Below are 14,613 nucleotides of genomic sequence, written 5' to 3'. Positions count from 1 at the left end.
CCCCCGTGGAGGTTGCCATGTCGAACGCCCGATCCCTGCTCGACGCCCGCTACGGCACGGACGAGACGCCCCAGGGCATCCTGATTAATCCCACCATTGCCGGCCTCATCGCCCACCGCTCGGTGCGCGCCTTCCTGGACCGGCCGCTGCCGGAGGGACTGGTGGAAACCCTGGTGGCGGCGGCGCAATCGGCGCCGTCTTCCTCGAACTTGCAGACCTTCAGCGTGGTCGCGGTGGAGGATCCGGCCACCAAGGCCCGCCTGGCCGAGGTGGCCGGTGGCCAGAGGCATGTGATCGAGGCGCCGCTTGTGCTGGTCTGGCTGGCCGACCTGGCGCGACTGGAGGAGATCGGCCGTCGCGCCGATGCCCCCACCGAAGGGCTGGATTACCTCGAGACCCTGTTCGTGGGCATCATCGATGCCGCCTTGGCCGCGCAGAATGCTTTGGTCGCGCTCGAAGCCCTGGGGCTCGGCGGGGTCTATATCGGCGCCCTGCGCAACCGGCCCCAGGAGGTGGCGGAGTTGCTGGGCCTGCCGCCCAATGTGCTCGGCGTGTTCGGCCTGTGCGTCGGCTATCCTGATCCCGCCCGCCCGGCGGAGGTGAAGCCGCGCCTCTCGCAGAAGCTGGTGCTGCATCGCGAGCGCTATGACGCCAGCCTGCCCGCCGCACCGCTGGAGCGTTACGAGGAAGCCCTGGCCGCATTCCAGCAGGGGCAGGGCCTGCCGCAGGTGGGCTGGGCCCGGACCGCCCTCCATCGCGTGCGTGGTCCGGAAGCCTTGAGCGGGCGCGACCGCATGCGCGAGGCGCTGGAGACGCTGGGATTCGGCCTGCGCTGAACCGATCCGGGTCGGCCCCTCCGCTGGCAAGGCATCGGCCCCGTCCGCGCCGGAGCGCGGGGCCGCCCGCGCGTTGCGCCCGGCGGTCCGAGCGCATGCGGGCCCCGGCCGCCGGCTCCGCCGCCTGAGCGGCCAATGATGGGCGAGGCGGCATGAACCGGGGGTTTGAGGCGTGCGGGGTTGGGGCGGGCGCCTGCCGGGCGCCTGCCGGGGGCCGCAACGCGGATCGGCGCCCTGCCCCCACGGCCCTTCAGCTCACCGTCGACGGTGACGGCGGAGCGCGCCGGTGGATGGGGGGAGGCGGGCCTTGTTCTAAATACAATAAATTTTATTGATTTTATCAAATATAGAGATCAGGGTAGCTGCTCTCCCGCTGGTGGCCGCGCTCGAAAGCCGCCGCGGAAGCTGACCGCTTCACGAACGGTGGAGGGGCGAGGGGCCAGATGCCCTCGGCCCTCCCGAACGGCAATTCGAGGACGTTATGGCCAAGACCCGGCAGATCAAGCTCGGCGCGTTCCTGATGACCGACGGCCACCATATCGCGGCGTGGCGTCATCCCCGTTCGCCCGCCAATGCCCATGTGCGGGTTGACCATTATCTGCGCCTTGCGCGCCTGGCCGAGGCCGCGAAGCTCGATGCGCTGTTCCTGTCCGATGCGCTGGGCATCCGCGACACCAATATCCGCTCGGTGAGCCGGACGTCCCGCAATGTGGGCTTCGAGCCGCTGACCCTGCTGTCGGCCCTCTCGGTGGTGACCCACAATATTGGCCTCATCGGCACCGCCTCCACCTCCTTCAACGAGCCGTTCAACCTGGCCCGCCAGTTCGCGTCCCTCGACCTCATGAGCGGCGGGCGCGCCGGGTGGAACCTCGTCACCTCTGCCGGAGACGAGGAGGCGGCGAACTTCCGCGGTGATGGCCACCCGCCCCATGCCGTGCGCTATGACCGCGCCCGCGAGTTCGTGGAGGTGGTGAAGGGGCTGTGGAACAGCTGGGAGGACGACGCCTTCATCCGCAACAAGGTGTCGGGCGCCTTCTTCGATCCGCGCAAGCTCCATCAGTTGGACCACCACGGCCCGCATTTCTCGGTGCGCGGGCCGCTCAATGTCGCCCGCTCGCCACAGGGCCATCCGGTGATCGTGCAGGCCGGCGCGTCCGAGGATGGGCGCGATCTTGCCGGCGCCAGCGCCGAGGTGGTGTTCGCCGCCCACCGCACCCTGGCCGAGGCCCGGGCTTTCTATGCCGACATCAAGGCCCGCGCCGCCAAGGCCGGGCGCGACCCGGACCATGTGAAGATCATGCCCGGCGTCTTCCCCGTCATCGGCCGGACGGAGGCGGAGGCGCGGGAGAAGTTCGAGGAACTGCAAGGGCTCATCGAGCCGCAGGTTGGCCTCCAGCTCCTGTCCACCATCATGGGCGTGCCCGACCTGTCCGGCTATGACGTGGACGGCCCGCTGACCGATCTGCCCGAAACCAACGGGCCCAAGAGCCGCCAGCAATTGGTGATCGACGCCGCGCGGCGCGACAATCTCACCATCCGCCAGCTCTATCTGTCCATTGCCGGGGCGCGCGGCCATTGGCAGGTGCTGGGCACGCCGGAGCAGATCGCCGACCAGCTGGAAGAGCGCTTCGCGAAGGAGGGCGCCGACGGCTTCAACATCATGGCGCCGCACCTGCCGGGCGGGCTCGAGGACTTCATCGAGCAGGTGCTGCCCATCCTGCGTCGCCGGGGCCTGTTCCGAAAGGAATATGAGGGCACCACGCTACGAGAGAATCTCGGCTTGCCCTTCCCCGTCCACCCGGCCCACCGGGCGAGCGCCCCGGCTGTGGCGGCGGAATAGAGCCCCGTTGCGCTGGGCCCCTCATAATGTCCGGAGGAAGGCCACCAGCGCGGCTTTCTCCTCGGGCGAGAGGCCGAGCGGGCGGATGTGCGGGGAGCGCCGGGCCGCGTCCTGATGGAGCGGCCGGGCGGCCTCCGCGGCATTGCGCGCCCACACCTCGCCGCCGCCCCGGTTATAGAGGTTGACCACGCCTTCGAGGGTCGGAAACAGGCCGTTGTGCATATAGGGCGCGGTGGCCGCCACATGCCTCAGGCTGGGCGTGCGGAACCGGCCCGCATCCTCCGCCCGTCCGGTGACGTCGTAACGTCCCAGATCCTGCGCCGGCTCGCCGAAGAAGGAGAGGCCGAGATTGTGGAAGCCCTCGTCGGTCAGCAGCGGCCCGAAGTGGCAATTCATGCAGCGCGCCTTGGTGCGGAAGAGGTGAAGGCCGTGCAGCTCGGTGCCGGTGAGCGCTGAGCGATCGCCGCGCAGGAAGCTGTCAAAGCGGCTCTGTGTGTCGAGGGTTTCGAGATAAGCCACAAGCGCCGCCGCCAGGGTGCGCGGCGAGGCGCCTTCAGCGCCGTAGAGCGCGGTAAAGGCGGCGCCGTAGGTGGCGCTCGCGAGCTGGCCGCACAGCGCGCGCATATCCGCCGGCCCCATCTCCCGGGCGTCGGCGAGAGGGACCAGGACCCGCGCGGCCAGAGCGTGTTCGAGCGAAGTGGATACCGGTTCGCGGGAAGAAAGCGCGTCGATGTCACCTTCCAGCTCAGTACCGCGACCGTCCCAGTCGAGATGGGTCTGTCGTGCCACCGAAAAGAGCGCGGGCGGGTTGCGCCGGCCCGGCTGGCCACCGACGCCAAGGCCCACCTTCCGCCCAGTCGTGAAGCCCTGCGCCGGATCATGGCAATCGGCGCAGGCCACGCGCCCGTCGACAGACAGGCCGGGATCCGAGAACAGCCGCGCGCCCAAAGCGGCTGCTGGGCCGGGTGCCGGTGGCGCAGGCGCTGCCGCGAGTTCGCGGATGGTGCGACCCGGATCGATGGCGGCCGCCGGCCAGGTTTCCGGCGGCCCGGAATAGGCCCGGCGCAGGTCGGCGAGAAGGGCGGGCGGGGTGCCGTCCGCCTGTGGCCGGGGGGCGCTCGCGGCATTGGCCGGCATGGCGCGCAACCCTGGCCGCTCCGCCCCGGCATCCGCTCCAAGCAGGGTGAGCAGCATCAGCGCGGCCGCGGGGCCAGACCCGCGTGAGGCATAATGGTTCAATGGCAATCGGCAGCCACCTGATCGCGATAGACCTCGAACGAGACCGTCGAGGCCCATTTTTCAGCCCGCTGGCGCCAGCGCGGGGGCGCGGCTGCGGTGGCGAGGATGCGTCCCACGGCCTCCGCGAGCCGGGCGTGCGCCGGCGCCACCGCCACCACCAGCGCGGTGGACTCCACCGGCGGCAGGGTGGCTGAGAATTTCTGCCACGAGGCCTTGGCGAGCAGTGGTTCGAGCAACGCGCGGTCGTGGAGCGCCGCCACGCAGTCGCCGGTGCGCATCTGCATGAGCGCGGGGGCCGGCGCGCGCACGCTGGTCACCCTCGCCCCCAGGCGCTCGGCGAGTTCGCGGCCCTGGCCATTGGCCTGCGAGACGCAGACCGTCTGCCCCTTCAACGCGTCCCAGGATGTCAGCGGCCGATCCGAACGGGTGGCGAGGCTCTGGCCGGACTGGTAGCCGGTCTCGACGATGAGGGCGGCCTGGCGCAGCGGGTCATCCTCCGCGGTGCGGGTGAGCACGAGGTCCACCTCGGCGGAGGCGAGCGCCCGAGCGGCGTCGCCGGGCGCGATGCGGATAAGCCGGTGCTCCACCCCGAAGCGCCCCGCGATCTCGGCGGCCAGGTCAAGCTCGAACCCCTCCTCCACATAGAGCCGCATGTCGGGCGTATCCGGCGGCGGCAGCCAGGGGACGCCGATCCGCAGCGGGCGCTCGCCCAAAGCGCGCGCCAGCAGGGCTCCATCAATCCGCTCCGGCGGGGCGTCGACAACATGGGCTTGGAGTGGCCGCAAAGCGAGGGCGACTGTGATCGCGGCCCCGGAAAGCAGGAGAACCAACGCAAGAACAATGGGATGACGGGAAAGGAAGATCATTCTCGGACCACCGGCGAACACAGGGCGGGGGCTGGCTTTCGGGCAGAGAAGGCACCGGCGCCGGACCCGTCAGGGGGAAAGGACGAAAGACCGCTTGCTTTTGTCGATAAAAATGATCGAATATATATAAATAGCAAGCCGGCTGATGCCGGAGCCCCGATTTTCCTGCCAAGAGAACCCGCGATGCCCTCCTTCCGCACCCCGCCCGCCGGCCCGTTCAAGAGTGTCCTGTTCGGCCTTGGGCTCACCGTTGCCGCCGGCGGGCCGCTTGCCGCCGGTCCCGCTGGCGCCGCAGAAGCGCTGCCCGCCATCAATCTTCAGCTGACGCCCTGGACCGTGGTGGCGCAGGAGAAGGGCTTTTTCAAAGAAGAGTTCGCGCCCATCGGCACCACGAAGGTCAATCTCATCGCGTCGGGCGCGGCGGATCTGCTCGGCGCGGAATCGGCGGCGGTGAATGGCGGCGCCATCGCCATCGCCCAGCGCATGATTTATCCGGCGACCGTGCACCGGGCCAACGGGCTCGACGGCGTGGTGATCTGGGCCTCGGAGCCGTCCAACCGCTACCGCGCGCCCATCCTGGCCCGCGCCGACAACGACAAGATCAATTCAGTGGCCGACCTCGACGGCAAGTCGTTCGGCTCGTCCCGCATCTCCTGCTACTGGTCGTCGCCGTTCGAGATCACCACCAAGGCCGGCCTACCCTTCGACTCCCGCGAGAAGAAGGGGCGCATCCGCTACACCTCCATCGACAATTCGGCGGTGGCCATCTCCTCCGTGCTCTCGGGCGCGACCGACGCGACCACCGCGCATCTCGCCGCCGGCGCCTTCACCGGGGCGTGGCTTTCCGGCCGGCTGAAGGTGGTGGGCCATTCGCCTGACGATGGCGTCTACGTGAACAATGCCGGGCGGGTGACCTACTTCGCCCGCAGGGACTTCGTGAACAAGTATCCCGAGGTGGTGAAGGCCTTCCTCGCGGCCCGCGAGAAGACCCGCGCCTGGACCCTCGACCATGTGGACGAGGCCGCCCAGATCATCTCCGACAAGACCCGCGTGCCGCTGGAGGTGGCCAAGTTCCAGATCACCCATGCGGGCGAGTGGGAGTTCATGGCCGGCGAGCCCAATGCCGACCGGGCGCGTTCCGCCATCAAGGCGTTTCAGGCCTGGTACGTGGCCAATGGCGACGACATCCTCGCCGAGCGGCAGTTGTCCGATGAGCAGGTGAACGCCTTCGTGGACGGCCGGTTCTTCGTCGGCGGCCCGTATTCCATCTACAACTGAGCGGCCGGCGGGAGCCCGGCTCCCGCCTGCTTGTCCTCATCGCCTGGTCGCGACACAGCACGACGAGACAGATATGGCCCACACTTCCGACACCATCGAGGCCGCGGCGATCGAAGCCGGCACGGTGGACCTGCCGGCGCCCGCCGCTCCGGCCTGGGCCGGCTTGAGGTTGCCCAACCTCACCGGCTTCATCCTGCCCTTCCTCATCCTTGCCTTGTGGCAGATCGCGGCGGCTTACCGCTGGATCGATCCGGTGTTCCTGCCCGCTCCGCTCACGGTGGTCACCGCCTTCTGGACCATGGTGACCAAGCAGCACCTGGCCTTCGATTTCCTGGCCTCCATCCGGATCGTGGGGCAGGCCTTCCTCTATGGCTCACTGGCGGCGGTGGCGCTGGGTATCGCGGCGGGCCTGTCGCGGCGCGTGGAGGAATTCTTCGGGCCCACCTTCGACACCATCCGCCATATTCCCGGCATCGCCTGGCTGCCGCTGATCGTGCTGTGGCTCGGCATCGGCGCGCCGGCCAAGATCCTGGTCATCGCCAAGTCGGTGTTCTTCCCGGTGTTCCTCAATACTTTGCAGGGCATCCGCAATGTGGAGAAAAACTATATCGAGCTGGCGCAGGTGCTGACGCTCACGCGCTGGCAGCTGGTGCGCCGCGTGATCCTGCCCGCCGCCATGCCCTCCATCATGGTCTCGCTGCGCTATGCGGCGGGCCTCGCCTGGGCGCTGGTGGTGGTGGCGGAGGGCCTGTCGGGCATCGAGGGGCTCGGCTTCCTCATCTTCCGCGCCCAGGGACTGCTGCTCACCGATCAGCTGCTGGTGTGCATGATCATCATCGGCCTCGTCGGCTTTGCCATCGACCGCTCCATGTTCCTGGCCCAGAAGCGGGTTCTGAAATGGAAGCAGGGCTATGACGGCTGACCCCCGGAGCGAGAAAGGACCGCCCATGGCCTCCCCCGCGCATCTTGAAATCCGCAATGTGTCGAAGACCTATGCGGTGCCCGGCCGCCCCCTCGTCCACGTGCTCTCCGGCGTCAGCTTCGACGTGGCGCCGGGCGCGTTCGTGTCCATCGTCGGTCCCTCGGGCTGCGGCAAGTCCACCCTGCTGCGCCTCATCATCGGCCTCGACGACACCTATCGCGGTGACATTCTGCTGAACGACACGCGCATCGCCGGCACGGCGCTGTCGCGCGGCATCGTGTTCCAGGACCACCGTTTGCTGCCCTGGCTCACATTGGAGCAGAACATCGCGCTGAGTTTGGAAAATGCGCGCCTGAGCGCGAGGGAGAAGGCCGCCACCGTGGCCGAGCATATCGCCTTGGTGGGGCTTTCGGGCTTCGAGAAGGCCTATCCCCACGAGCTGTCCGGCGGCATGGCGCAGCGCGCCGCCATCGCCCGCGGGCTCGTCAACCGGCCGGAGATCCTGCTGCTCGACGAGCCGCTGGGCGCCCTCGATGCGCTCACGCGGGTGCACCTTCAAGGCGAGCTGCAGCGCATCTGGCAGGCGGAGGGCACCACCATGATTCTCGTCACCCACGACGTGGACGAGGCCATTTTTCTCAGCGACAGGGTGGTGGTGATGGCCGCCGGGCCGGGCCGCATTGTCGAAGAGGTTGCCGTGGATCTGCCCTTCCCCCGCGACCGGGCGGCCGGCGACTTCGCGGCCGTGAAGCGCCGCATCCTCACCGCCATGGGAGAGGACGGGCGATCCGTGCACGCCGCGTGAGGCGGCGCGCGGCACGCCGGACGGGCGGCCTTTGCGCCGCCCTTTTCACCTTTGCGCTTGTGGCTGAAGCCGCCGCCATGGACACGGCGCCCTCCACCGACCTGCCGGATCTGTCGGAGAGCCGCGCGGCTCTCTATGCCGGCGATTATGAGCGCGCGCTGGCGCTGCTGATGCCGCTCACCGCCACCGTGCGGCACGCCGACCTCTATAATCTGCTGGGCTTCGCCAACCGCAGCCTGAAGCGATATGACGAAGCCGCGCGCTGGTACAAGGAAGCGCTGTTCTATGATCCCGGCCATCGCCCCGCGCTGGAATATCAGGGCGAGCTGTTCATCGCCGTCGGGGATTTCGACAAGGCGGAGAAAAATCTGGAGCTGCTGCGGCTGCTGTGCTTCCCGGACGGTTGCGAGCCCCATGAGAGGCTGCGCAAGGCCCTGATCGCCGCAGGCCGACCCCAAGGGGGATAGAACTTCCTCACACCACGCGCGCGTCGGCTCGCATAAGACAGACGCGCGAACTCAACACGCGAGGCATGTCATCCACCCCGAAAAATGGGGGAGATGCTCCAAGCCCCCCTTTCCGCAGAACCTGCGCCTCCGCACGCTGCTCTCGTGCTCGCCCGGGCGTCACACGGCGGCGAGGATGCGGCGTTGCAGCTCCAGCGCCTCGGTGGTGGCGGCTGCGCGCGGGCGGGGCAGGTCCACGCTCACGTCGAGGGCGACTTCGCCCTGGCGGAGCACCACCACCCGGTCGGCCAGCGCCACCGCTTCGGCCACGTCATGGGTGATGAGCACCGCGGTGAAGCCGTGCTCGGTCCAGATCCGTTCGATGAGGCGGTGCATCTCGCTCCGGGTCAAAGCGTCGAGGGCGCCGAACGGCTCGTCCAGCAGCAGCACGCCGGGGCGGGACACCAGCGCCCGCGCCAAGGCCACGCGCTGCTTCTGCCCGCCCGAGAGCACGCTGGGCCAGTCGCGCCCGCGGTCGGCAAGGCCCACATCGCGCAGCGCGGCGTCGGCCGCCTCGCGCCAGCCGGGACCACGGGCGATGCCCACATTGGCAAGCACACGCTGCCAGGGGGCCAGGCGCGGATCCTGGAACAGCAGGCGCACTTGCGGCATCAGGCCGTTCACTTTCCCGTCGCCCACGAAGACTTCGCCGGATGTCGCGAGGTCAAGACCGCAGACGAGGCGCATGAGCGTGGTCTTGCCACCGCCGGAGCGCCCGACCACGGCGACGAACTGGCCGGCGGGGATGTCCAGATTGAGCCGGCGCAGCACCGACCGGTTGCCGAAGCTCTTGGTGACGCCGTCCAGCCGAACGGGTGAGCCCGCCCAGCGGAGGGAGGGCTCGGGCGGCGGCGCGGCGGGGCGGAAGGTGGCGCGGATGTCCGCCGATTGGGCGGGTGCCGTGGCGGAGCCGGGCCGTGGCGCAAGGGTCTCGCTCATGCGATGCCTCCCGCCTCGCCTTGATAGGCGGGGTGCCAGGCCAGCGCCCGGCGCTCGATGGCGCGGGTGAGGCTGTCGGCCAGCTTGCCGAGCAGGGCGTAGGCGACCACCCCCAGCACCACCACGTCGGTCTGCAGGAATTCGCGGGCGTTCATGGTCATGTAGCCGATGCCGGAGGTGGAGGAGATGGTTTCCGCCACGATCAGCGTCAGCCACATGATGCCGAGCGCATAGCGCAGCCCCACCAGGATGGAGGGCAGCGCCCCCGGCAGCACGATGCGCAGGAACAGGGCGCCGGGCGGGAGCCCATAGACCCGCGCCATCTCCACCAGCCCCCGGTCGACCGTGCGGATGCCGTGGAAGGTGTTGAGATAGATGGGGAAGGCGACGCCGATGGCGACCAGGAAGATCTTCGCTTCCTCGTCGATGCCGAACCACAGGATCACCAGCGGGATGATGGCGAGGTGCGGCACGTTGCGCAGCATCTGCAGGGTGGAATCGAAAATGGTCTCCGCCGGCCGCCAGATCCCGTTGAGCACCCCAAGGGCAAGGCCGATGGCGCCGCCGATGGCGAGCCCCACCAGCGCCCGCCCGGTGGAGACCGAGATATTGGCGATGAGCGAGCCGTCCTTCAGCGTCCGCCAGAAGGCCAGCGCGACATCGCTGGGGGCCGGCAGCACCCGCGTGGACAGGAGGCCGAGGCTCGCCGCCGCCTGCCAGCCGATCAGCGCGCCGAGCGGCAGGGCCCAGGGCAGCAACGCGCGGCTGACGGACCGGACGTAAGCCGTTATCCGGGGCGCGCTGGGCTCCCTGGCCTGGGGGAGGCTTTCGGCGGCGGAGGGAGATGCCGCCGCCGAAGTCAGTGTGGAGCTCATCGCCGGTGCCTTCAGGACTTCGGCGGCCGGAGCGCGTCGGAAATGCGGATGGGCTTGGGAATGAGGCCCAGGGTGAAGAAGGCGTCCGCCACCTTCTGCTGCGCCGCCGCCACCTCGGGCGTCACCGGCTTCACATCATATTGCTGGCGGGCGAGGGCCACTTCCAGGATTGGCGCAGGGATGCCGATGAGGGGCGAGAACTGCGCGGCCGCCGCCTTCGGATTAGCCTTCACCCAGGCGCCGATCTCGGCGACGCCGTCGAGGATGGCGTCCACCACCTGCGGCGCGCGCTCGGCGAAGGCCTTGGTGGTGAAATAGAACTGGTAATTGGAAACGATGCCGGTGCCGTCGGCCAGGGTGCGCGCCTCGATGGTCTTTTCGGCGGCCGCCTGGAACGGGTCCCAGATGGCCCAGGCGTCCACCGAACCGCGCTCGAAGGCGGCGCGGCCATCGGCCGGGGTCAGGAAGGCGGTCTTGATGTCGGCATAGGGCACGCCCGCCTTCTCCAGCGCCTTCACCAGCAGGTAGTGCACGTTGGAGCCCTTGTTGAGGGCCACCGTCTTGCCCTTGAGATCGGCCACGCTCTTCAGCGGGCTGTCCTTGGGCACCAGGATGGCCTCGCCCGTGGGCGCGGCGGGCTCGTAGCCCACATAGACCAAAGGCGCGCCGGCCGCCTGGGCGAAGATGGGCGGTGCCTCGCCGGTATTGCCGAAGTCCACGGCCCCGGCATTGAGCGCCTCCAGCAGCTGCGGACCGGCCGGGAACTCGGCCCACTTCACGGTGTAGCCCAAGGGCTTCAGCCGCTCCTCCAGCAGGCCCTTGTTCTTGAGCAGGATGAGGGTGCCGTACTTCTGGTAGCCGATGCGCACCACCTTTTCCTGCGCCAATGCGGGCGCGGTGGGGAGGGCAAGGCTGCCGGCCAGGGCTGCGGCGGCGAGGGCAAAGCGGCGGCGGGTGATGCCGGATGTCATGGGCGAAACCCCTTGCTTCAAGACTGGATCAGAGGGCGAGGCTGCGATAGCCGCCGGCCCAATAGAGGAGCGGCTCGGCATTCTCGGTGACGCGCGAGGCCACCACCCGGCCGATGACGATGACGTGGGAGTGCCGCTCGATGGCGTCTTCCAGCTCGCAGTCGAAGGCGGCGAGGGCGTCGGCCAGCACCGGGGCGCCGGTGGAAAGGCGGGTCCAGTCGGCGCCTTCGTAGCGCGCGGGGCCCTTCAGCCCGTCCTGGCCGGCGAAGCGGCCGGCAACCTCCTCGTGCTGCGGGCGCAGCACATTGATGGCGAAGGTCCGGTGCTTCAGCAGCGCCGCCAAAGAGGAGGCGGTGCGGTTCACGCAGATGAGCAGGGTCGGCGGTTCCACCGACACCGAGCTCACCGAGGTCGCGGTGAGCCCCGTGCGCTCTTCGCCCGCGCCGACGGTGAGGACGCTCACCGCCCCGGCGAGCTTGCGCATGGCGGCGCGGAAGGCGAGCGAAGCCGGCGGCAGCACGGCGGTCGTGGTGGCGGCGGCAGCATCCGCAGTGGAGTGAGCGTTCATCTTTAAGCTCTCGGTAGGCATGCGGGCACCGGACCTGCATCGGCGATGCCGGCCCCTCGGGTGGTCTGAACCGCCTTCGGAACGGGCCGAAAGCGGCGGATCGGAAAAAAGGATAGACAGGCTGCCTTCATGTAGTCAATAAATTCTACGGATTTTATAAATTATAGATCGCGCGCGGTTCCCGTTGCCGATCCGCCTGGAGCACGCCCATGTCCGTGAACGCCGTCGAGCCGTCCCTGCCCGCTGCCGAGCAGGCCAATGTCCTGTGGTTCCTACCCACCCACGGCGACGGCCACTATCTCGGCACCTCGCACAAGGCGCGTGAGGTGAACCTTGCTTATCTGCGGCAGATCGCGCAGGCGGCGGACCAGCTCGGCTATTACGGCGTGCTGATCCCAACCGGGCGCTCATGCGAGGATTCCTGGATCGTCGCCTCGGCGCTGGCGGGCTTCACGGAGCGGCTGCGTTTCCTGGTGGCGGTCCGGCCGGGCCTACTCTCGCCGGCGGTGGCCGCGCGCATGACGGCAACGCTGGACCGCATCTCTGGCGGGCGGGCGCTGATCAATGTGGTCACCGGCGGCGATCCGGTGGAGAATCGCGGCGACGGCTTCTTCTCCGATCATGCGGAGCGCTATGAGATCACAGCCGAATTCCTCGACGTCTACACCCGCCTGCTGAAGGGCGAGGAGGTCACCTTCGAGGGCAAGCACCTGAAGGTGGAGGGCGGCAAGCTGCTCTATCCGCCGGTGCAGCAGCCCCATCCGCCGCTGTATTTCGGCGGTTCCTCGGCGCCTGCCCATGATGTGGCGGCGCGGCAGGTGCAGAAGTATCTCAGCTGGGGCGAGCCGCCGGCGCAGGTGGCCGCCAAGATCCGCGATATCCGCGCCCGCGCCGCCGCCCTGGGCCGGGAGGTGACGTTCGGCATCCGCCTGCATGTGATCGTCCGTGATACGCAGGCCGAGGCCTGGGTGGCGGCCGACGAACTCATCCGCTACGTGGACGATAAGACCATCGCCGATGCGCAGCAGGTGTTCTCGCGCATGGATTCGGAAGGGCAGCGGCGGATGAGCGCGCTGCACGGCGGGCGCCGTGACCGGCTGGAGGTTGCCCCCAACCTGTGGGCCGGCGTCGGTCTTGTGCGCGGTGGCGCGGGCACGGCCCTGGTGGGCGACCCTGAGACGGTGGCGCAGCGCATGAAGGAATACATGGCCATCGGCATCGATACCTTCGTGCTCTCCGGCTATCCGCATCTGGAGGAGGCCTACCGGTTCGGCGAGAGCGTCCTGCCGCTGCTGCCGCGCGCCGCCGAAACCGGGGCCCCGGGGGCGGTGACCAACCATCGCGGGCCGTTCGGCGAGATCATCGGCAATGCCATCGTCCCGGCGGAACGCCGCGCGTCGGCGTCCTGAGCCTGGCCCGAGGGGAGCGGACGAGGCATGTTGAATCGGGTCAGGTCGCGGCGATCCGCGATTGTCGTCGGCGGTGGCTTCAGCGGAACTCTTTTCGCACTCCTGGCGGTCGCCTCGCGCGGCCTCGACGTGGTGCTGGTGGAGCGTACCCGGGAGGCCGGGCGGGGGCTGGCCTATGGGGCCTGCGACCCCATCCACCTGCTCAATGTGCCCGTGGCGCGCATGGAACTGGGGCTGAAGCCCGGCTTCGCGCAGTGGTTGGCTGCGTCGGGCGCCGACCTTGCGGAGGCGCTGGAGGAAGCCGGCGGGGATCTCGCCTCGGCCTACGTGCCGCGCACTCTGTTCGGCGCCTATCTCGCCGAGCGGCTCGAAGAGGCCATCGCGGCCCATGATGGACGGCTTCGGCGTGTGCGCGGGCAGGTCGTGCGTGTCGGCGACCGCCCCATGCCCTTCGTCCAGCTTGCCGACGGTCGGCGCATCGAGGGCGACCATGTGGTTCTTGCGACCGGAAACCTTCCGCCAAAACCGCCGCGATCGCGCGACCATGGGGTGTATGACAGTCCGCTATTCGTGCCGGACCCGTGGTGCCGGGCGGATCTGAACACCGTGCCGTCCGATGCGCCGGTGCTGCTGATCGGTTCCGGGCTGACCATGGTGGATGTGGCCCTGAGGCTTGCGGCGCGCGGGCACCGTGGGCCGCTCTGGAGCGTGTCGCGCCATGGCCTCCTGCCACACAGCCATGTGGCGGCGGGCAATCCCGGCGTCGAGCCCTTTCTCGACCCGGCCGAGGCCGGCGATCCGGCGCGAGCGCTGCGCCTGGTGCGGGCCATGGTGGCGCAGGCGGCTGAAAAGGGCGTGCCCTGGCAGAAGGTGATGGACGCGGTGCGCCCCTCGGCGGCTGCCGTCTGGAGCAACTGGACGCGGGTGGCGCAGGCCCGCTTTCTGCGGCACGCCCGCACCTATTGGGACATTCACCGCCACCGCATGGCCCCGCGCATCGCGCGGCGTCTGCGCGGCCTTGTCGAGACCGGTCAGCTCCGGGTCATGGCGGGGCGCCTGTCCGCCCTGGAGCCGGTGCCGGGGGGCATCGCGGCAACCTTGAAGCTGCAGCGCACCGGCCGAACGCTCACCTTGGAGGTGCTGCGGGTCATCAACTGCACCGGTCCGCGGTCCGATTTCTCCGGGCTCGCCGTGCCGCCCTTCGACGGACTGCGTGAGGCGGGACACATTGTCCCTGATCCCTTGGGACTTGGCATCTCAACCCGGGCCTCGGCGGTTCTGGATCGCTACGGCCACCCCTCGGATTGGCTGTTCGCGGTGGGGCCCCTCACGCGCCCATCCTACTGGGAGGTCACCGCCGTGCCGGAAATTGCCGTGCAGGTTCAGCGGCTGGTGGAAGCTCTCTGCCGGACGTCGGGGCCGTTGCGCCGGAACGAGGCGCAGCTTCTCAACGACTTCGTCAATCTTGGCGAAGGCATATGATGTCTCTGGAGGGAGTGTCGTGAGACGGTCTCAGCGAGTTCATTGCGATGCGGCGGGGCGCCAATATTCGATCCGCT

14 protein-coding genes are annotated in these 14,613 nt (G+C 69.1%); 8 read left to right on the top strand and 6 right to left on the bottom strand.

Features of this window, described 5'->3' with window-relative positions; genetic code table 11:
* Nucleotides 1-17 precede the first annotated feature (17 nt).
* Nucleotides 18-836 (top strand): NADPH-dependent oxidoreductase, encoded by an 819-nt coding sequence (locus V5F26_RS03065; RefSeq protein ID WP_394947685.1) that lies wholly within the window; start codon nucleotides 18-20, stop codon nucleotides 834-836.
* A gap of 481 nt (nucleotides 837-1,317) precedes the next feature.
* Entirely contained in the window at nucleotides 1,318-2,676 is a 1,359-nt protein-coding gene (locus V5F26_RS03060; RefSeq protein WP_394947684.1) for an LLM class flavin-dependent oxidoreductase, read from the top strand.
* A gap of 21 nt (nucleotides 2,677-2,697) precedes the next feature.
* On the opposite strand, the gene V5F26_RS03055 is transcribed toward V5F26_RS03060, so the two are convergent.
* Both V5F26_RS03055 and V5F26_RS03050 read right to left on the bottom strand, forming a co-directional pair.
* Nucleotides 2,698-3,870 (bottom strand): cytochrome-c peroxidase, encoded by a 1,173-nt coding sequence (locus V5F26_RS03055; RefSeq protein WP_394947683.1) that lies wholly within the window; start codon nucleotides 3,868-3,870, stop codon nucleotides 2,698-2,700.
* A gap of 41 nt (nucleotides 3,871-3,911) precedes the next feature.
* Nucleotides 3,912-4,781: a transporter substrate-binding domain-containing protein gene (locus V5F26_RS03050; RefSeq protein ID WP_394947682.1), complete on the bottom strand. Its 870-nt coding sequence runs from the start codon at nucleotides 4,779-4,781 to the stop codon at nucleotides 3,912-3,914.
* 183 nt (nucleotides 4,782-4,964) lie between these two features.
* On the opposite strand from V5F26_RS03050, the gene V5F26_RS03045 reads away from it, so the two are divergent.
* From V5F26_RS03045 to V5F26_RS03030, 4 genes are all read left to right on the top strand, one after another.
* Nucleotides 4,965-6,059, top strand: coding sequence for an ABC transporter substrate-binding protein (locus V5F26_RS03045; protein ID WP_394947681.1), 1,095 nt, complete (start codon nucleotides 4,965-4,967; stop codon nucleotides 6,057-6,059).
* 73 nt (nucleotides 6,060-6,132) lie between these two features.
* The gene (locus V5F26_RS03040; RefSeq protein ID WP_394947680.1) at nucleotides 6,133-6,981 is read left to right on the top strand and encodes an ABC transporter permease; all 849 of its coding nucleotides are present in this window, start codon (nucleotides 6,133-6,135) and stop codon (nucleotides 6,979-6,981) included.
* A gap of 25 nt (nucleotides 6,982-7,006) precedes the next feature.
* Nucleotides 7,007-7,786 (top strand): ABC transporter ATP-binding protein, encoded by a 780-nt coding sequence (locus tag V5F26_RS03035; protein WP_394058022.1) that lies wholly within the window; start codon nucleotides 7,007-7,009, stop codon nucleotides 7,784-7,786.
* A gap of 77 nt (nucleotides 7,787-7,863) precedes the next feature.
* Nucleotides 7,864-8,253 (top strand): tetratricopeptide repeat protein, encoded by a 390-nt coding sequence (locus V5F26_RS03030; RefSeq protein WP_394947679.1) that lies wholly within the window; start codon nucleotides 7,864-7,866, stop codon nucleotides 8,251-8,253.
* Nucleotides 8,254-8,412: 159 nt separating this feature from the next.
* Here V5F26_RS03030 and V5F26_RS03025 read toward each other — a convergent pair whose 3' ends face one another.
* From V5F26_RS03025 to V5F26_RS03010, 4 genes are read right to left on the bottom strand one after another with little or no spacing between them, the layout of a single operon-like run.
* Nucleotides 8,413-9,231, bottom strand: a complete 819-nt coding sequence (locus V5F26_RS03025; RefSeq protein WP_394058018.1) for an ATP-binding cassette domain-containing protein — start codon at nucleotides 9,229-9,231, stop codon at nucleotides 8,413-8,415.
* Nucleotides 9,228-10,106, bottom strand: coding sequence for an aliphatic sulfonate ABC transporter permease SsuC (ssuC, locus tag V5F26_RS03020; RefSeq protein ID WP_394947678.1), 879 nt, complete (start codon nucleotides 10,104-10,106; stop codon nucleotides 9,228-9,230). Before ssuC ends, V5F26_RS03025 begins: the two co-directional genes overlap by 4 nt.
* A gap of 11 nt (nucleotides 10,107-10,117) precedes the next feature.
* Entirely contained in the window at nucleotides 10,118-11,077 is a 960-nt protein-coding gene (locus tag V5F26_RS03015; protein ID WP_394058014.1) for a sulfonate ABC transporter substrate-binding protein, read from the bottom strand.
* A gap of 28 nt (nucleotides 11,078-11,105) precedes the next feature.
* Nucleotides 11,106-11,645 carry a flavin reductase family protein gene (locus V5F26_RS03010; protein WP_234053142.1) on the bottom strand — a complete coding sequence of 180 codons (540 nt, stop codon included), beginning with the start codon at nucleotides 11,643-11,645 and terminating at the stop codon, nucleotides 11,106-11,108.
* Nucleotides 11,646-11,854: 209 nt separating this feature from the next.
* On the opposite strand from V5F26_RS03010, the gene ssuD reads away from it, so the two are divergent.
* Entirely contained in the window at nucleotides 11,855-13,054 is a 1,200-nt protein-coding gene (gene ssuD / locus V5F26_RS03005) for an FMNH2-dependent alkanesulfonate monooxygenase (RefSeq protein WP_394947677.1), read from the top strand.
* 27 nt (nucleotides 13,055-13,081) lie between these two features.
* A complete protein-coding gene (locus V5F26_RS03000) occupies nucleotides 13,082-14,536 on the top strand; it encodes an FAD/NAD(P)-binding protein (protein WP_394947676.1) in 1,455 nt (484 codons plus the stop codon).
* The last annotated feature ends 77 nt before the right edge of the window (nucleotides 14,537-14,613 follow it).

This window comes from Xanthobacter variabilis (assembly GCF_043831965.2).
Classification (GTDB): Bacteria; Pseudomonadota; Alphaproteobacteria; order Rhizobiales; family Xanthobacteraceae; genus Xanthobacter.
The sequence above is the reverse complement of the archived record's forward strand: the minus strand, read 5'-3'. Positions and strand labels throughout refer to the sequence as shown.